18 protein-coding genes are annotated in these 16393 nt (G+C 71.6%); 14 read left to right on the top strand and 4 right to left on the bottom strand.

Annotated features, from left to right (window positions below; genetic code table 11):
- The first annotated feature begins 170 nt into the window (after window positions 1–170).
- The 12 genes from ACQPZW_RS33750 to ACQPZW_RS33695 all read left to right on the top strand — a co-directional run bounded on the left by ACQPZW_RS33750 (window position 171) and on the right by ACQPZW_RS33695 (window position 11885).
- Entirely contained in the window at window positions 171–1100 is a 930-nt protein-coding gene (locus ACQPZW_RS33750; RefSeq protein ID WP_433790062.1) for a sugar phosphate isomerase/epimerase family protein, read from the top strand.
- Between the two features lies 1 nt (window position 1101).
- On the top strand, window positions 1102–3165 hold the full coding sequence (locus ACQPZW_RS33745) for a PQQ-dependent sugar dehydrogenase (RefSeq protein WP_433790061.1): 2064 nt from the start codon (window positions 1102–1104) through the stop codon (window positions 3163–3165).
- 62 nt (window positions 3166–3227) lie between these two features.
- The gene (locus tag ACQPZW_RS33740) at window positions 3228–3995 is read left to right on the top strand and encodes a sterol desaturase family protein (RefSeq protein ID WP_433790060.1); all 768 of its coding nucleotides are present in this window, start codon (window positions 3228–3230) and stop codon (window positions 3993–3995) included.
- Window positions 3996–4126: 131 nt separating this feature from the next.
- Window positions 4127–5119: a sugar ABC transporter substrate-binding protein gene (locus ACQPZW_RS33735; RefSeq protein ID WP_433790059.1), complete on the top strand. Its 993-nt coding sequence runs from the start codon at window positions 4127–4129 to the stop codon at window positions 5117–5119.
- Window position 5120: 1 nt separating this feature from the next.
- Window positions 5121–6170, top strand: coding sequence for an ABC transporter permease (locus ACQPZW_RS33730; RefSeq protein ID WP_433790058.1), 1050 nt, complete (start codon window positions 5121–5123; stop codon window positions 6168–6170).
- Between the two features lie 2 nt (window positions 6171–6172).
- Entirely contained in the window at window positions 6173–6958 is a 786-nt protein-coding gene (locus ACQPZW_RS33725; protein ID WP_433790057.1) for an ATP-binding cassette domain-containing protein, read from the top strand.
- 55 nt (window positions 6959–7013) lie between these two features.
- Entirely contained in the window at window positions 7014–8162 is a 1149-nt protein-coding gene (locus tag ACQPZW_RS33720) for a Gfo/Idh/MocA family protein (protein ID WP_433790056.1), read from the top strand.
- 40 nt (window positions 8163–8202) lie between these two features.
- Complete coding sequence (locus ACQPZW_RS33715) at window positions 8203–8718, top strand: hypothetical protein (RefSeq protein WP_433790055.1); 516 nt, start codon at window positions 8203–8205, stop codon at window positions 8716–8718.
- Between the two features lie 64 nt (window positions 8719–8782).
- The gene (locus ACQPZW_RS33710; protein WP_433790054.1) at window positions 8783–9721 is read left to right on the top strand and encodes an SDR family oxidoreductase; all 939 of its coding nucleotides are present in this window, start codon (window positions 8783–8785) and stop codon (window positions 9719–9721) included.
- A 4-nt stretch (window positions 9722–9725) separates the two neighbouring features.
- Window positions 9726–10571 carry a helix-turn-helix transcriptional regulator gene (locus ACQPZW_RS33705; RefSeq protein ID WP_433790053.1) on the top strand — a complete coding sequence of 282 codons (846 nt, stop codon included), beginning with the start codon at window positions 9726–9728 and terminating at the stop codon, window positions 10569–10571.
- 36 nt (window positions 10572–10607) lie between these two features.
- Window positions 10608–11510, top strand: a complete 903-nt coding sequence (locus ACQPZW_RS33700) for a phosphatase PAP2 family protein (RefSeq protein WP_433790052.1) — start codon at window positions 10608–10610, stop codon at window positions 11508–11510.
- 30 nt (window positions 11511–11540) lie between these two features.
- On the top strand, window positions 11541–11885 hold the full coding sequence (locus ACQPZW_RS33695; protein WP_433790051.1) for a hypothetical protein: 345 nt from the start codon (window positions 11541–11543) through the stop codon (window positions 11883–11885).
- An 81-nt stretch (window positions 11886–11966) separates the two neighbouring features.
- On the opposite strand, the gene ACQPZW_RS33690 is transcribed toward ACQPZW_RS33695, so the two are convergent.
- From ACQPZW_RS33690 to ACQPZW_RS33680, 3 genes are all read right to left on the bottom strand, one after another.
- Window positions 11967–13238 (bottom strand): CU044_5270 family protein, encoded by a 1272-nt coding sequence (locus ACQPZW_RS33690; protein WP_433790050.1) that lies wholly within the window; start codon window positions 13236–13238, stop codon window positions 11967–11969.
- Window positions 13231–13851 carry an RNA polymerase sigma factor gene (locus tag ACQPZW_RS33685; RefSeq protein WP_433790049.1) on the bottom strand — a complete coding sequence of 207 codons (621 nt, stop codon included), beginning with the start codon at window positions 13849–13851 and terminating at the stop codon, window positions 13231–13233. Before ACQPZW_RS33685 ends, ACQPZW_RS33690 begins: the two co-directional genes overlap by 8 nt.
- A gap of 153 nt (window positions 13852–14004) precedes the next feature.
- Window positions 14005–14406: a VOC family protein gene (locus ACQPZW_RS33680; RefSeq protein WP_433790048.1), complete on the bottom strand. Its 402-nt coding sequence runs from the start codon at window positions 14404–14406 to the stop codon at window positions 14005–14007.
- Between the two features lie 99 nt (window positions 14407–14505).
- Between ACQPZW_RS33680 and ACQPZW_RS33675 the strand changes: the two genes are divergently transcribed.
- Together ACQPZW_RS33675 and ACQPZW_RS33670 are read left to right on the top strand one after the other, a co-directional pair.
- Entirely contained in the window at window positions 14506–14967 is a 462-nt protein-coding gene (locus ACQPZW_RS33675) for an N-acetyltransferase family protein (protein WP_433790047.1), read from the top strand.
- A 54-nt stretch (window positions 14968–15021) separates the two neighbouring features.
- A complete protein-coding gene (locus ACQPZW_RS33670) occupies window positions 15022–15816 on the top strand; it encodes an SCO6745 family protein (RefSeq protein ID WP_433790046.1) in 795 nt (264 codons plus the stop codon).
- On the opposite strand, the gene ACQPZW_RS33665 is transcribed toward ACQPZW_RS33670, so the two are convergent.
- Window positions 15740–16345 carry a DUF6928 family protein gene (locus ACQPZW_RS33665; RefSeq protein ID WP_433790045.1) on the bottom strand — a complete coding sequence of 202 codons (606 nt, stop codon included), beginning with the start codon at window positions 16343–16345 and terminating at the stop codon, window positions 15740–15742. The genes ACQPZW_RS33670 and ACQPZW_RS33665 overlap by 77 nt on opposite strands.
- Window positions 16346–16393: the final 48 nt, after the last annotated feature.

The following is a 16393-nucleotide window of genomic DNA, read 5'->3' as shown; positions in this document are numbered from 1 at the left end:
ACGAAAGTTTCATTTGTTTCATCCATATGTTTCTCTAGTGACGACCGTGAATTCGCGGTAACGTCCGGTACGGAAGCCGCTCTGCACGAAAGTTGCCGCATGCGGGTCTGCCGTCACCGTGCCCCCGCATGCCATCCGTGTTCAATATGCGAAACCGGAGGCACCACCGCATGCACGAGTCACCGCCCGAACAGTCCTCATTGAGCCGCCGCGGCCTCCTGGGCGCCGCGGCCGCCGGGGCCGCAGCCATCGGAGCGTCCACCGCGCTCGGCTCGCCGGCCGCGGCCGGCGGGCACTCCTCACCGCACCGGGTCCCCCGCGACCAGATCAGCGTGCAGCTCTACACGCTGCGCAACCAGCTCGCCGTCGACCTCGAGGGCAGCTTCACCCAGCTCGCCGCGATCGGCTACAAGCGGGTCGAGCACGCCGGGTTCGTCGGCCGTACCGCCGCCCAGTTCCGGGCCGCCCTGAACAACGCGGGGCTGCGCGCCACCTCGGGGCACGCCGGCATCCCGCAACCGTGGAACGCCGAGACCTGGAAGCGCGCGCTCGAAGACGCCGCGATCGTCGGCAACAAGTACATCGTCCACCCGTACTTCGGCACCGACGCCAACGGCCCGATCCGGAACGGCGCCGTCTACCGGGCCTTCGCCGCCGACCTCAACAAGGCCGGTGAGCTGGCCCGCCGGGCCGGGCTCAGCTTCGGCTACCACAACCACCACAACGAGTTCCTGCGCCAGGACGGCGGCGAGCGCACCGGCTTCGACATCCTCACCCAGGAGACCGACCCGCGCCTGGTCCACCTGGAGGTCGACATCTACTGGGCGTGGCGCGGTGCCGCCGACCCGGTCGACCTGATCGAGCGCAACCGCCGCCGCATCAAGCAGGTCCACGTCAAGGACATGAACATCAACAGCGGCTTCGCCGACCCCGGTGACGGGCTGATCGACTTCGAGCGGGTCTTCCGCCGGGCGAACGAGGCCGGGCTCATCGAGTACATCGTGGAGCGCGACGACGCCGGCAGCCCGCCCCGCACCCCCGCGCAGGCCCTGGACACCGCCCGTGTCGGCTACCAGTACCTGACCGGACTGAGGTACTGACATGCGACGACTCCTCGCCACGGCAGCCGCGATCCTGCTGGCCACCACCGGGGTCGCCGGCTTCGGCAGCCCCGCCCAGGCGGCCCCGCCACCGGACTCCGACTTCCAGAAGGTCACCCTCAACGACTTCCCGGGCGAGCCGATCGCCCTGGCCGTCCTGCCCGACAAGCGGGTGCTGCACACCGCCCGCAAGGGGCAGATCCGCATCCACGAGCCCAGCACCGGCCGCAACGTCCTGGCCGCCACCCTCCCGGTCTACCTGCACGACGAGGAGGGCGTGCAGGGCATCGCCATCGACCCGGACTTCAGCCGCAACCACTGGGTGTACGTCTACTACTCCCCGGTGCTGAACACTCCCGAGGACGACCCGGCCACGCCCAGCGTCAACGAGGGCAACGCGCCGGAGACCGGCACGGCCGCCGATTTCGCCCCGTTCAAGGGCCACCTGCAGCTGTCCCGGTTCAAGCTGCGCGGCAACACCCTCCAGTTGGGCAGCGAGCAGAAGATCCTGCAGGTGCCGGTCGACCGGGGCATCTGCTGCCACGTCGGCGGCAAGATCGACTTCGACCGGCACGGCAACCTGTACCTGTCGACCGGTGACGACACCAACCCGTTCGCCTCCTCCGGCTACACGCCGATCGACGAGCGCCCGGACCGCAACCCGGCCTTCGACGCCCAGCGCAGCTCGGCCAACACCAACGACCTGCGTGGCAAGTTGCTGCGCATCACGGTCAAGCCGAACGGCGGTTACACGGTCCCGAAGGGCAACCTCTTCAAGAAGGGCACCCCGAAGACCCGCCCGGAGATCTACGCGATGGGGCTGCGCAACCCGTTCCGCTTCGACGTCGACGAGCAGACCGGCGTGATCTACATGGCCGACTACTCGCCCGACGCCAACCAGCCCAACGCCGCCCGCGGGCCCGCCGGCCACGGCCGCTGGATGGCCATCGACAGGCCCGCCAACTACGGGTGGCCGTACTGCGTCGCCCCGGACATGCCCTACGTCGACTACGACTTCGCCACCAGCACCTCCGGGCAGCCGTTCAACTGCGCGCAGCCGGTCAACGAGTCGCCCAACAACACCGGGCTGCGCAATCTGCCCCCGGTCGAGAAGGCCGAGGTCATCTACTCGTACGGCGCGAGCGCCCAGTTCCCGCAACTCGGCACCGGCGGCATCGGCCCGATGGGTGGGCCCGCCTACCAGTACGACCGGCGCAACCGGTCGCCGTTCAAGTGGCCGGCCGACTTCGACGGCAAGCCGCTGTTCTACGAGTGGACCCGTGACTACGTCAAGGCGTTGACGCTCGGCACCGGCAACCAGGTCACCGCGATCGAGTCGGTGCTCCCGTCGATCGTCTTCGACAACCCGATGGACCTGGAGTTCGGCCCGGACGGCGCGCTCTACGTCCTGGAGTACGGTGACGGCTACTTCGCCGAGAACCCGGAGGCGCAGCTCGCCCGGATCGACTACGCGCCGCGCAACAAGACCCCGATCGTCAAGATCAGTGGAACGCCGACGGTCGGCTCGGCCCCGTTCACGGTCGACTTCTCCAGCGCCGGGACCGTCGACCCGGACGGCGACCGGCTGCGCTACGCATGGGACTTCGACGCCGACGGTGACGTCGACTCCCGCCAGGCCAACCCGTCGTACACGTACACCGTCAACGGCGACTACCGGGCCACCCTGAAGGTCACCGACTCCACCGGCCGGTCCGCCTCCGCCGAGTTCCTGCTGCACGTCGGCCCGGTGGCGCCCACCGTCTCGTTCGTGACACCGACCGAGGGCCAGCCCTTCGAGTTCGGCGACACGGTGAACTACGAGGTCGCCATCGTCGACGACAGCCCGGTCAACTGCGCGAACGTGCAGGTGTCCTACATCCTCGGCCACGACCAGCACGGGCACCCGCTCTCCACCAGCACCGGCTGCAGCGGCTCGATCACCACGTTCATCGACCCGGGTCACGCCGGAGCGGAGAACCTGGCGGCGGTCTTCGTCGCCGAGTACACCGACGCCGACGGCCAGACCGGCTCGGCCGAGATCGTCCTCACCCCCGAGCAGGAGTAACCACCACCACGGACAGGCAGGCCCGGCACCCCTTGCCGGGCCTGCCCCGTACGCTCAGCCCCGTGACCAGCGTGCTGACCTTCCTCGATAGCCTGCACCCGGGATGGTTCACGCTGCTCGCCCTGGTGGAGAACGTGGTCCTGGTCGGCGTCGGCGCCCTCCTCGGGCACGTCGCGCTCCGGCTGCCCGGCGCGCAGCGGCTCACCCCCGATCCGGGCCCGGTCGAGCGCCTCGAGCTGGCCCTGGTCGTGAGCACGACGGTGGTCAACACCGCGATCACGGTGGCCGGCTGGTGGCTGTGGAAGGCCGACGTCATCGTCCTGCGGACCGGGCTGGACCTCGCCGTGATCGCCGAAATCGCCGTTCTGGTCCTGGTCATGGATGTTCTGATGTATCTCGGTCACGCCACCGTCCACCTGCGTGTGCTGTTCCCGTGGGTGCACCGGCTGCACCACGTCTTCGCCGACGCCCGCCCGATCACCCTGTTCGCCCTGCACCCGCTGGAAGCGGTCGGGTTCGGGGCGATGTGGCTGGTGATCCTCGCCGTCCACCCGTTCTCGGTGTGGGCGCTGGGCGCCTACGCGGTCCTCAACCTCGCCTTCGGGATCCTGGGCCACCTCGGGGTGGAGCCGCTGCCCCCGGCCGTGCGCCGCCACGTGGTCTTCCGCTGGGTCGCCACCCCGGCGATGCACGTCGGGCACCACGCCGATCCGCGCTACAACCTAGGCTTCTACACCACCGTGTGGGATCGCCTCTTCGGCACGCTCGAACCCGGTTACGACCTCCGGCGTGCCGTCGCCGTGCCCGCGCCCTACCGTGGCGCGTACTGACAATCGTGGCGCCTTGTCACCGGCTTCCGAATATTGTCAGGACAAAGTATTGACCTTGGTCTTGGTGCGTCACAGGCTGCACTCAAGACGTCGCGAAACACGGCCGAAACATATATAGAGAGGATCCCCCGATGATGCGCAGGTCTCGCAGGTGGGCGTCGGTGGCCGCCCTGTCCGCCACGATGCTCGTCCTCGCCGCGTGCAGCAGCGACAACGCGGTCAACGCCGAGAAGACCACCGACACCAGCGGTGGCAAGGGCGGTTATGGATACAAGCTCGCCGTCGTCACGCACGGGGCGGCCGGCGACGCCTTCTGGAGCATCGTGAAGAACGGTGTGGAGAAGGCCGGCGCCGACATGGGCGACACCGTCAACTACTCCAGCGACGGCGACCCGCAGAAGCAGGCCCAGCTCATCGACGCCGCGGTGAACCAGAAGGTCGACGGCCTGGTCGTCTCGATGGCCAACCCGGACGCCCTCAAGGCGAGCGTGGAGAAGGCGGTCGCGGCCGGCATCCCGGTCATCACCATCAACTCCGGTGCATCGCGGTCTGCCGAGTTCGGCGCCCTGACCCACATCGGACAGGACGAGAAGGTCGCCGGTGAGGCGGTCGGTGCCGAGCTGAAGAACCAGGGCGTCAAGAAGGCGGTCTGCGTCATCCACGAGGCCGGCAACGTGGGCCTGGAGGAGCGCTGCGCCGCGGTCGCGAGCACGCTCGGCGCGCCGATCGAGAACCTGCAGGTCGACATCAACAACCTGCAGTCCTCGCAGGCCACCATCAAGTCGAAGCTCCAGTCGGACACCGCCGTCGACGGTGTCGTCACCCTCGGCGGGCCGGTCGCGAGCGTCGCCTCCGCCGGCATCAAGGAGGCCGGCTCGGCCGCGAAACTGGCCACCTTCGACCTGAACGCCGACGTGGCCAAGGCAGTCCAGGACGGCAGCATCCTCTTCGCCGTCGACCAGCAGCCCTACCTGCAGGGCTACCAGGCGGTCGTCATGCTGACCCAGTACAAGTCGAACCTCAACGTCCTCGGCGGCGGCCGGCAGGTGCTGACCGGCCCGGCCCTGGTCACCAAGGACAACGCGGCCCAGATCGCCCAGCTCGCGGCGGCCGGGACCCGCTGACATGTCGGCAGACACCGTCACATCGGCCGGCCCGGACGAACGTGTGGCCCGGGTCGGCCCGCTCAAACGCGTACTGCTCAAGCCGGAGCTCGGCGCCCTGATCGGCGCCGTCCTGGTCTTCGTCTTCTTCGCCGCCCTCTCCGACGTCTTCCGGTCGGCGGCCGGGGTGGCGAACTGGCTCGACCCGGCCTCCACGCTCGGCATCATGGCGGTCGCTGTGGCGCTGCTGATGATCGGTGGCCACTTCGACCTGTCCGCGGGCGTGCAGACCGGCACCGCGGCGCTCACCAGCGGGCTGCTGACCACCTACTACGGCGTCAACACCTGGGTCGCGCTGCTGATCTCGCTGGCCCTCGTCCTGGGCATCGGCTTCGTCAACGGCTATCTCGTGGTGCGGACCGGGTTGCCGAGCTTCATCATCACGCTCGGCACGTTCCTCATGCTGCAGGGACTCAACCTGGGCATCACCAAGCTCGTGACCAACACCGTGCAGGTCAACAACTTCAACAAGATCATCGGGTACGACGTACTGCACGCCGTCTTCGCCAGTGAGATCACGATCGCCGGGGCCAGTTTCCAGATCGCGATCCTGTGGTGGGTGGTCGCGACGATCCTGGGTTCGTGGCTGCTCCTGCGCACCCGGTTCGGCAACTGGATCTTCGCCACCGGCGGTGACGCGAACGCGGGCCGCAACGTCGGGGTTCCGGTGGCGCGTACCACGATCTCGCTCTTCATGATCACGTCGTTCGCGGCGTGGTTCGTCGGCACCACCCAGATCGTGCGGCTCACCTCGATCCAGGCGCAGGCCGGCTTCGGGCAGGAGCTGATCTACATCGTCGCCGCGGTGATCGGCGGCTGCCTGCTCACCGGCGGGTTCGGCTCGGCGATCGGGGCGTCGGTCGGCGCGCTGATCTTCGGCATGACCTCGCAGGGCATCGTCTACGCCGGGTGGGACGCCGACTGGTTCAAGTTCTTCCTGGGCGCGATGCTGCTGCTCGCGGTGCTGGCCAACCAGTACATCCGTCGCTTCGCCGAACTGTCGAGGAGGTAGCGATGACCGACGCTCCACTGCTGGAGATCCGCGACGTCAGCAAGACGTTCGGCAGCGTGATCTCGCTCAGCGGCGTCTCCACGACGGTCCGCGCCGGGCAGGTCACCTGCGTGCTCGGCGACAACGGCGCCGGCAAGTCGACATTCATCAAGATCCTGTCCGGGGTGCACCAGCCGGACGGCGGTGAACTGCTGATCGACGGGGCACCGGTCCGGCTCGGCAGCCCGCGGGAGGCGCTGGACGCCGGGATCGCCACCGTCTACCAGGACCTGGCGATGGTGCCGCTGATGGCGATCTGGCGCAACTTCTTCCTCGGCTCCGAGCCGACCAAGGGGTGGGGGCCGTTCCGTCGCTTCGACCGGGCCACCGCGATCGAGACCACCCGGCGTGAGCTGGCCGAGATGGGCATCGACATCCGCGACCCGGACCAGCCGGTCGGCACCCTCTCCGGCGGCGAACGGCAGTCGGTGGCGATCGCCCGGGCCGTCCACTTCGGGGCGCGGCTGCTGATCCTCGACGAGCCCACGTCGGCGCTCGGCGTCAAACAGGCCGGGGTCGTCCTGCGCTACATCGCGCGGGCCCGCGACCGGGGGCTCGGGGTCGTCTTCATCACCCACAACCCGCACCACGCATACCCGGTGGGCGATCGGTTCCTGCTGCTCAACCGGGGGAAGAGCCTCGGTGACTTCGCCAAGAGCGAGCTGTCGCTGGCCGAGCTGACCCGAATGATGGCCGGTGGCGCCGAGCTCGACCAGCTCGCCCACGAGCTGAAACGCGAGCCGTCATGACCCTCTCCGCCGGGGCGTCCTCGTCGGCGGGCCGCCTTCTCACCAGGGTCGCCCGATGACCCGGCCGCTCGGTGTCGCGGTCGTCGGGTTCGGGTGGATGGGGCACGCGCACACCCGCGCCTATCTGCGTCTGCGCCACCACTACCCGGACCTGCCGATCGCGCCCCACCTCGTCGCCGTCGCCGACCCGGAACCGGGCCGGGCCGAGGCCGCCGCCGCGCAGTACGGCTTCGCCGGCGCGACCACCGACTGGCGGGAGCTGCTCGGCGATCCGCGGGTCGAGGCGGTCAGCGTCACCGCCCCGAACTTCCTGCACCGGGAGATCGGCGCCGCCGTCGCCGCGTCCGGGCGTCACCTGTGGATCGAGAAGCCGGTCGGCCTGACCGGCGACGACGCCCGTGCGGTGGCCGACGCCGCCACGAAAGCGGGGGTGCGCAGCACGGTCGGGTTCAACTACCGGGCCGCGCCGGCCGTCGCCGAGGCCCGGGCCCTGATCGCCGGTGGAGCGATCGGCCGGGTCACCAACGCCCGGTTCCGGTTCTTCAGCGACTACGCGGCCCACCCCGAGGGCGCGCTGTCGTGGCGGTTCACCCGCTCGCACGGCGGCAGCGGCGTGCTCGGCGACCTGGCGTCGCACGCCGTGGACCTGGCCCGGCACCTGCTCGGCGACATCGAGTCCCTGGTCGCCGACACCACCACGGTGATACCGCGGCGGCCCACCGTCACCGGCGCGGCCAGCCACTTCTCGCGCGCCGACGGACCGCCCGGGCCGGTCGAGAACGAGGACCACGTCCACGCGCTGCTGCGCTTCGCCGGCGGCGCCCGCGGAGTCCTGGAGGCGAGCCGGGTGGCGGTCGGCGAGCAGAACACCTACGGCTTCGAGGTGCACGGCACCACCGGGGCGCTGGCCTGGGACTTCCGCCGCATGGGGGAGTTGTCGGTCAGCACCGGCGAGGACTTCCAGTCACAGAGCTGGCGGACCGTCTTCGCCGGTCCGGGGCAGGGCGACTTCGGGGCCTTCCAGCCGGGGGCCGGGATCGCCATGAGCTACGACGACACCAAGGTCATCGAGGCGGCGGGCTTCCTGCGGTCGATCGCCGACGGCGCGCCGCACGGCCCGACCCTCGACGACGCGGCCGCGGCCGCCGCCGTCCTCGATGCGGTGCTCGACTCCGTGCGTACCCGCGCCTGGGTCATGATCTGAAGTTTCTGTTGTCCGCCGGGCCGGCCACCGTCTCCCGTATGTGGTTGTCGAAATCGGCCGGCACCGGCGGCCCGCCTCGCCCGTCGGGCAGGCCGTGCTCGTGGCGGTGTGCTGGCTGACGGTGCTCGCCGTCAGCCCGTACCGGCACGTGTCCCCGCGGGTGCACGACCTGGCTCTGCTCGTGCACCTGGGCTCGATGGTGATCGGGTTCGGGGCGGTGCTGACCGTCGACTGGTTCGGGCTGCTGTGGCTGGCCGGCCGGCGTGGCTTCGCCGACGTCCTGAGCACCGCCCGGGGCACCCACGTCCCGATCTGGGCCGGTTTCGCCGGTCTGCTGGCCTCCGGCGCCCTGCTCGGCATGCCGGCCGGCCCCAAGGCGCTCGCCGTCCTGGTCATCGGCGTCAACGGGGTGTACGCCGCGGTGCTCCTGCGCGAGCTGACCCGCCACCCCGAACCGCCGACGTCCCTGCTGGTCCGCTCCGGGCTGGCCACGACGATCTCGCAGGCCGCCTGGTGGACCGCCCTGGTCCTCGGCTACCTCAACAGCCGCGGCTGACCGCACCCGAGCCTGGGATCGTCAGGCCGTGGATACGCCCGGAGAACGGCCGCATGCTGGTCACATGCCACGCAGACAACCCACCGTCACCGTTCCCGACCTCACCGGCAAGCGCGCCGTCATCACCGGTGCGAGCGACGGGATCGGCCTCGAGATCGCCGCCCGCCTTGCCGCCGCCGGAGCCGAGATCGTCCTACCGGTCCGCAACCCCCGCAAGGGCGAGGCGGCGATCGCCGAGATCCGCCGGCGCACCCCCGCCGCCGCACTGTCGCTGCGCAGCCTGGAGCTGTCGTCGCTGACATCGGTGGCGGCGCTCGGCGCGGAGCTGCGGGACGAGGGCCGGCCGATCCACCTGCTCGTCAACAACGCCGGGGTGATGACACCACCCGACCGGCAGGTGACCGCGGACGGCTTCGAGCTGCAGTTCGGGACCAACCATCTCGGGCACTTCGCGCTCGTCGCGCACCTGATGCCGCTGCTACGGGACGGACGGGCACGAGTCGTCTCGCAGATCAGCGTCGCCGCCAACTCCAACGCCGTGAACTGGGACGACCTCAACTGGGAACGTTCCTATGACGGCATGCGCGCGTACAGCCAGTCGAAGATCGCCTTTGGTCTCTTCGGTCTTGAACTGGCCCGGCGCAGCAGCCTGCACGGGTGGGGCGTCACCAGCAACCTGTCGCATCCCGGCGTCGCGCCGACCAGCCTGCTCGCCGCCCGCCCCGAGGTCGGCCGATCCCGCGAGACCGTCGCCCGGAGGCTCATCGGCGCGCTCTCGGCGCGCGGCGTCCTGCTCGGCACGGCCGGCTCCGCGGCGCTGCCCGCCGTTCTCGCCGCCACGGCCGGGCGTGACGGCGGCTTCTACGGACCGAGCGGGCCGGGGCACCTCGGTGGCGCGCCGGCCGAGCAGAAGCTGTACTCGCGTCTGCGCAGCGAGGAGGCCGAGCGGGTGTGGCGGACCTCCGAGGAGTTGACCGAGACGTCTTTCGCGCAGATACGGTGACGTGATGCAGATCGATCGAGCCGGTCTCGCCGAGTTCCTGCGCCGGCGCCGCGAGTCGCTGCAACCCGAGGACGTCGGCCTGCCGCGCGGGCAACGCCGCCGGACGTCCGGCCTGCGCCGGGAGGAGGTGGCCACGCTCTGCCACATCTCCGCCGACTACTACAGCCGGCTGGAGCGCGAGCGTGGCCCGCACCCCTCCGAGCAGATGATCGCCTCGATCGCGCAGGGCCTGCACCTGTCCCACGACGAGCGCGACCACCTGTTCCGGCTCGCCGGGCACCACCCGCCGGTCCGCGGCGGATCCGGCGAGCACATCAGCCCCGGCCTGCTGCGCATCTTCGACCGGCTCACCGACACACCCGCCGAGATCGTCACCGAGCTGGGCGAGACCCTGCGGCAGAACCGGCTCGGCGTCGCCCTCAACGGTGACCTCACCCGGTTCACCGGGCCGGCCCGCAGCATCGGCTACCGCTGGTTCACCGATCCCGCCTGCCGTGCCCTCTACCACCCCGACGACCACCCGATGCACTCCCGCGTGTTCGCCTCCGGGCTGCGTCATGTGGTCACCCTCCGCGGCCCCCGCTCCCGGGCCGCCCACCTGCAGAGCCTGCTGCTGGAGAGCAGCGCGGAGTTTCGCGCCGTCTGGAACGAGCACGAGATCGGCATCCGGTACGCCCACCTCAAACGCTTCGTCCATCCCGAGGTGGGCGCCCTGGAGCTGACCTGCCAGGCATTGCTCGACCCCGACCAGGGACACTCATTACTGGTGTACACGGCCGTGCCGGGCTCCGACAGCTACGGCAGACTGGAGCTCCTCGGCGTCGTCGGCGCGTTTGACGGCGGTCCGTAGGCTCGGCCGTCACGGCGAACCGGGAGGTGGCCACGAATGACCACGCTGAGTCCTGACAGCGTGCGGGAGCGCGTCGGGAAACGCCCCGGCGCGGCGTACCTGGCGGCGCCGGTGCTCATCGGCGTGTCCGCCGGGGCGGGCCTGCTCGCCACCTACCACGTGTTCGTCCGCACCATCTCCGGCCAGTGGCTGGACACCGCGGCGATGCTCGGCACCGACGTGCACCACCCGCGCCTGGAGGACCTGCTCCGCACCGTCCTGAACGCGACCACGCTGACCGGCCTCGTGCTGGTGTGCCTGATCGCGGCCGCCGTCGGTGTGGTCCGCAAGCGCCTCGACCTCGCGATCGCGGCCGCCGTCCTGGTGCTGGGCGGCAACGCCACCACCCAACTGCTCAAGGACTGGCTGCCCCGGCCCACACTGGACGGCCTGACCTACCCCAACTCGCTGCCCAGCGGCCACACCACGGCCGCCGCCTCGGTCGCGTTCGCGCTGGTCATCGTGTTACCGGCGGCGCTGCGGGGGCCGGCCGCGCTGGTCGGCGCGGGCTACACCGCGGCCATCGCGATCGGCACCGTGTGGGCCCGCTGGCACCGGCCCAGTGACATCATCGCCGCGCTGCTGGTGGTCCTGGCGTGGGGTGCCGTCGCCGTCCTCGGCGTCCGGCTGCTGCGTGCCCGCCGGTCCGTCGCCGCGCCCGGCCGCCCGACCCGGCTGGCCACCGTGCCGCTGCTGATCACCGCCGCCGTCGGGGTGCCCGCCACGGTCGCCGGGCTGCTCGTGGGCAAGTCGTCCGACGCCATGACGGCGGCCTCCCCGGAGCCCAGCCGCCTGACCATGGTCACCGGGGCGGCCGGCATCGCCGCGGTGGTGGCGATCGCCTTCGTCGTCTGGCTGTGGCTGGCCACCGACGACGAGCCCGCCGACGGCCGCCGGTGACGGGTGCGCGTCGTCTCTAGGATGTCCGGCATGAGGCTCGATTTCACCATCGTGCTGCGCGGCTACGACCGGGGCCAGGTCGACGCGGAGCTCGGCCGGGCGTCCGCGGCACTCGACGCCGAGGACGCGGCACAGCGTGCGAGGGCACGGGAGGCGCTGCGGGCGGCCGACTTCACCGTCGTGCTGCGCGGCTACGACCGGGCCCAGGTGGACGGGGCGGTGCAGATGATGCTGCGCGAGCTCGACGCGGCCCCGTCCGGGGACCTGCTCGCCACGCTCGCGACGGTGCTGCGGCTCCCGGAGGCCGACGACCGGCTCGTCGTCGACGAGGTCCGCCGGTTGCGGGCCCTGGCCGACCTGCACGGCCACGACTAGGGGCAGGCTGTCGGCGACGTGTTCGCCCGGGGCGGCCGTCCGCCGGGGCGTCCCCCTCACGCCCCGGCGAACGGCCGCGGCTCAACAGGCCGGCTGCTCCAGCACGTCCTCCGGCAGGGCGCCCCCGGTCGGCGGCGGGACGTCCCCGGTCCACCGCGTCCGCAGGACCACCTCGTAGTCGAAGACCGCACGAGCCGGCACCCACGACAGGTAGTCGGCCGGCCGCAGGACCCGCGTCTCCCGCGCCAACGGCCGCCCCGACCGCGGGTCGAAGATCAGGCGTTCCTCCCGTGCGCCACCGGTGTCGGCCTGCCGTACGCCCGGGGTCTCCTCGTTGGTGACGAGCGTGACGGCATTGCCGGCGCGGCCCTTCGGGTCGGTGACCGGTCCCAGGTCGCGCAGTCCGGGCAGATCGGCCAGCAGCCGGTAGGCGGCGGCCCGGACAGCCGGCGTGCTCGGGGCTTGGAAGAGCAGGTTGGTCATGGAGTGGAAGAGGGCCTCCGACAGCTCGGCCGCGGTCAGCTCCGGGCTGGTCCGCAGCAGCGAGCCGATCAGGTGCACCTGCAGGCGGCCGGCCTCCGTCGGCAGCTCACGCACCTGCGCCGCGGTGAGGTCGACGCCGCCGATCGCGAACGTGCTCGCCCCCGGCTCGCTCACCACCGTGCGCGTCGCGCCCGGCCCGGCGGTCACGGTGCCCGACGCGGGGCACGACTCGTCTTTCAGCCAGCTCGACGGCGAGCCGGCACGCTCCCACGCGGCTCGGTCGGCGCCCGAGGCGGGCGCGCCACCGGCCCATTGCTGCAGGTGTACGGCCCGGTCGTCGCCGCGGGTCGTGTGCCACGTCGTCTCCAGGGTGCGGCCCATGATCGCGTACCGGCGGTCGGCCGGTCCCACCTGCATCAGCGTCCCCGACTCGACCTCGGAGACCCAGAAGCGCCCGGCGGCCGGGTCGTCGCCGGCCGTCCGATCCGCCGCGGCGAGCAGGAGATTCCGCAGCTCCTGCGGCGGACGCGGGCCGGCGTCGGCGATGTCGACGTCACGGCCGGGCGGATCGTCCGGCGGCGTCCACGGCATCGTCAGGACCGTCACCAGCGCGACGGCGGCGGCCACCACCGGGACCAGGCCCCATCCGAACAGCCGGGCCCGGCGCGTCGGGTCCGACGTGTTCGACAGCCGGGCCCGCGGTGCGGTCCTCGTGGTGAACGCCGGCCCGAACAGACGGAAGCGGTGCCGGCCCATCGCGGTCTTCTCCGCGTTGATCAGGTCGAACAGCCGGGCCCGGGCGGCCGCCGTGGTGTCGGCGTCCGGTGGCGGGACCGGCCGGGCGCCGGCCAGCAGATCGAGCTCATCCATGGCGGGCGGTCCTCTCGGTCGGGCGGCTCGGATCGACGTCGTCCAGCGCGGCACGGATCTTGCGGCGGGCCCGGTGCAGGCGGGAGCCGACCGTGCCGACCGGGATGTCGAGAGCGGCCGCGGTCTCCTCGTGCGACAGTTCGCCCCACACCACCAGCAGCAACGCGTCCCGGTCCCCGGCCGACAACTCGGCGAGCGCCGCGACGATCCGTTTACCGGCCGCCTCGGCCGTGACGCGGTCGGCCGTCCGTTCGTCGTGCACCGGCTCGTCCGGCGGATGGGCGGCGGCCCGGGCGTACGCCAGACAGCCCTGCGCCTCCTCGCGCCGCCTCGCCCGGATCAGGTTGGTCGCTATGCCGTACAGCCATGCACGGACCGACCCGCGCGCCGGATCGAACCGGTCCCGCTGCCGGAACGCGATGAGGAACGTCTCGGCGGCCACATCGTCGCCACCCGCCCCGTCCAGCCGGCGCGACGCGTAGCCGTGCAGGGCCGCGAAATAGCGCTCGAAAAGCGCGGCGAAGCACTCCGGCTCGGTCCGCGACCGCAGCAGCGCGGCGACATCGGCATCGGGACCCGCCACGTCCACCTCGCCGATCGTTTGTCCACCCATCGTTGCCTCTCGTAGCCCAGTGTCCCTTCTGATTGGCGGGGCTCGATGTTGATCTTCACGGTCGGCGGCGGAATCAGCCGGCGGGCGGTGGACCCGGCCGGCCTTCGCCGGAGTCAGCCGGCCTTCGCCGGAATCTGTCGGCCTTCGCCGGAATCAGTCGGCCGGCGGGGCGCCCAGCAGATCCCATCGGTTGCCGGCGATGTCGAGGAAGACGGCGACCTGACCGTACGGCTCCGCGCGCGGCGGCCGGACGAACGTGACGCCGGCGTCCACCATCCGCGCGAAGGTGGTGTCGAAGTCGTCGACGCGCAGGAAGAACCCGACCCGGCCGGCCGCCTGATCGCCCACCGCGGCGCTCTGGCGGTCCCCGTCGGCCCTGGCCAGGAGCAGGCCGGTCCGCGCGCCGGGCGGCCGGACGACGACCCAGCGCTTGGCTCGCCCGTCGGTGGTGAGCGACGGCGAGTCCTCGACGAGGTCGAAACCGAGGACCCCGGTGAAGAACGCGATGGCGGGGTCGTACTCGTCGACGATCAGGGCGACCAACTCGATCTGCATGCCCGGCAGCGTACGAATCGTCACCCGCCGGGAGACGCCCGGGCCGGGACACTCGAAATGCGGTTGCGCCCGTGACCGGCCGTGCAAAGGATGGCGGTCATGACTCTGCCGGGCGTGACTCGCCGAGCCGGGCCGGCCGACGCCCCGGCCGTCGCCGACGTGCTGATCCGTTCCCGGCGCGGCGCCGGCGACGCGATCCCACCGCCGGCCCACACCGACGACGAGATCCGGGCGTGGGTCGCCGCCGTCGTGGTCCCCGACCGCGAGGTGTGGCTGACCGAGGCGCCGGACGGCCGCCCGCTGGCAGTGCTGGTGCTGGAGGACGACTGGATCGACCAGCTCTACGTCGAGCCGTCCGCCACCGGCCATGGCCTGGGCTCGCGCCTGGTCGAGCTGGCCAAGTCGCGCCGCCCGGACGGCCTGCAGCTGTGGACCTTCGCCTCCAACGGCCGGGCCCGGGAGCTCTACCTCCGTCACGGTTTCACCGAGGCCGAGACGACCGACGGCTCCGGAAACGAGGAGAAGGCCCCCGACATCCGGTACACCTGGAAGCCCGTATAGCCGACCACCGGGAGCCGTCGCCCGATGCCACACCCACCTGCCAAGATCCACCGCATGTTCGAGCTGGTCGAGCCGATCGGCGCCGTCACCTTCTCCGACGTGCCGAACGAGGCGTTCCTGGCCGTCGGCATGCGCAACTACTGGGACGGCTACTTCGCTGGCCGGGCCGCGCCGCTGGGCACGGCGCCGGCCGAGGTGGTGCACGCGGTCTTCTACAACTTCGCCGACGGTGAGGTGGCACGCCACATCCCGTGGGTGTGGGGCAGGATCACCCCGCGGGAGGCGATCGTCGTGCGCGAGCGGGGCAGCGCCACCGCGCTGCGGCGGATGATCGGGGAGCTCGCCGACTCGCCCGGTCTGGCGCGCCTGGCCGAGCTCGCCACCCGGGCCGCGGTCAGCGCGCCGACCGAGGGCCGGCCGCTCTATGCCGGGCTCCGGGTGCTCGCCGTGCCCGACGAGACGGTCGCCCGGCTCTGGCACGCGGCGACGCTGCTGCGGGAGCACCGCGGCGACGGCCACACGGTGGCCCTGGTCGCCCACGGCATCGGCGGCACCGAGGCCCACGTCCTGCTCGCTCTCGCCCTCGGCATGCGGGCGGAGGAGTTCGGCCGGGTCCACCACCTGCCCCGGCCGCAGTTGGCCGCGGTCGTCGACGGGTTACGCGCCGGAGGTCTCGTGGACGCCGACGGCGGTCTCACCACGGCCGGCCGGCAGACCAGGGAGCGGATCGAGGCACTCACCGACGAGCTGGCGGCTCCGCCGTACGAGGTGCTCACCCCCGACGAGCTCGACGAGCTGATCGCCGGACTGGAACCGGTCGCCGCCGCGGTCCGGGCCGCTGACGGCTGAGCAGCCTTGCGGGTCTGAGCAGCCTTGCGGGCCTGGGCCGCTCCGGAGCGTTGCCGGTCTTGGCCATTTGGAGCGTCGTGCCGGTTGGCGACGGTATTCGGGTCTCGGCCGTTCGGGGCGGCGCTGTCCGGGTCTCGGCTGTCTCCCGGCCGGTCGGGTCGGCGACCCGGAAACCGTGCAGCGTGACGGCTTCGGCGTCGACGTCGTCAGGTTGGAGACGGCCTTCGATGATGAAGCCGAACAATGCGCGTAGCGCCTCCTCGCCGAGATCCAGCGGGTGGAACGGCAGCGGATAGGGGCCCACGCCGGGGATGACCGAGGTGACCGGGTGCTCGCCGGCCCAGTACGGGCGCTCGAAGGGAAACGGCTCGCCGAGATTCCGCACGACGCCGGTATCCGGGGAGAGGCTCAGGAAGCGGACCAGCCTCCCGTCCTCCCACACCGCGAACGTCAACGCGTCGGAGACGGAGTGCATCGCATGCAGCAGGATCCGCCGTCCGGCCGCCTCGGCCCGCAACTCCGCCGGCAACTCGACCGAAGCCGTGGCGACGAGCCGTCTGTCGCACAGCAGGACGGC

The organism is Actinoplanes sp. CA-252034 (genome assembly GCF_050956125.1).
Taxonomy (GTDB): domain Bacteria; phylum Actinomycetota; class Actinomycetes; order Mycobacteriales; family Micromonosporaceae; genus Actinoplanes.
The sequence above is the reverse complement of the archived record's forward strand: the minus strand, read 5'-3'. Positions and strand labels throughout refer to the sequence as shown.

Coding starts and splice junctions, on each gene's coding strand:
- ACQPZW_RS33750 (WP_433790062.1), top strand. CDS start 171: ATGCACGAGTCACCGCCCGAACAGTCCTCATTGAGCCGCCGCGGCCTC.
- ACQPZW_RS33745 (WP_433790061.1), top strand. CDS start 1,102: ATGCGACGACTCCTCGCCACGGCAGCCGCGATCCTGCTGGCCACCACC.
- ACQPZW_RS33735 (WP_433790059.1), top strand. CDS start 4,127: ATGATGCGCAGGTCTCGCAGGTGGGCGTCGGTGGCCGCCCTGTCCGCC.
- ACQPZW_RS33730 (WP_433790058.1), top strand. CDS start 5,121: ATGTCGGCAGACACCGTCACATCGGCCGGCCCGGACGAACGTGTGGCC.
- ACQPZW_RS33725 (WP_433790057.1), top strand. CDS start 6,173: ATGACCGACGCTCCACTGCTGGAGATCCGCGACGTCAGCAAGACGTTC.
- ACQPZW_RS33720 (WP_433790056.1), top strand. CDS start 7,014: ATGACCCGGCCGCTCGGTGTCGCGGTCGTCGGGTTCGGGTGGATGGGG.
- ACQPZW_RS33710 (WP_433790054.1), top strand. CDS start 8,783: ATGCCACGCAGACAACCCACCGTCACCGTTCCCGACCTCACCGGCAAG.
- ACQPZW_RS33705 (WP_433790053.1), top strand. CDS start 9,726: ATGCAGATCGATCGAGCCGGTCTCGCCGAGTTCCTGCGCCGGCGCCGC.
- ACQPZW_RS33700 (WP_433790052.1), top strand. CDS start 10,608: ATGACCACGCTGAGTCCTGACAGCGTGCGGGAGCGCGTCGGGAAACGC.
- ACQPZW_RS33695 (WP_433790051.1), top strand. CDS start 11,541: ATGAGGCTCGATTTCACCATCGTGCTGCGCGGCTACGACCGGGGCCAG.
- ACQPZW_RS33690 (WP_433790050.1), bottom strand. CDS start 13,238: ATGGATGAGCTCGATCTGCTGGCCGGCGCCCGGCCGGTCCCGCCACCG.
- ACQPZW_RS33685 (WP_433790049.1), bottom strand. CDS start 13,851: ATGGGTGGACAAACGATCGGCGAGGTGGACGTGGCGGGTCCCGATGCC.
- ACQPZW_RS33680 (WP_433790048.1), bottom strand. CDS start 14,406: ATGCAGATCGAGTTGGTCGCCCTGATCGTCGACGAGTACGACCCCGCC.
- ACQPZW_RS33675 (WP_433790047.1), top strand. CDS start 14,506: ATGACTCTGCCGGGCGTGACTCGCCGAGCCGGGCCGGCCGACGCCCCG.
- ACQPZW_RS33670 (WP_433790046.1), top strand. CDS start 15,022: ATGTTCGAGCTGGTCGAGCCGATCGGCGCCGTCACCTTCTCCGACGTG.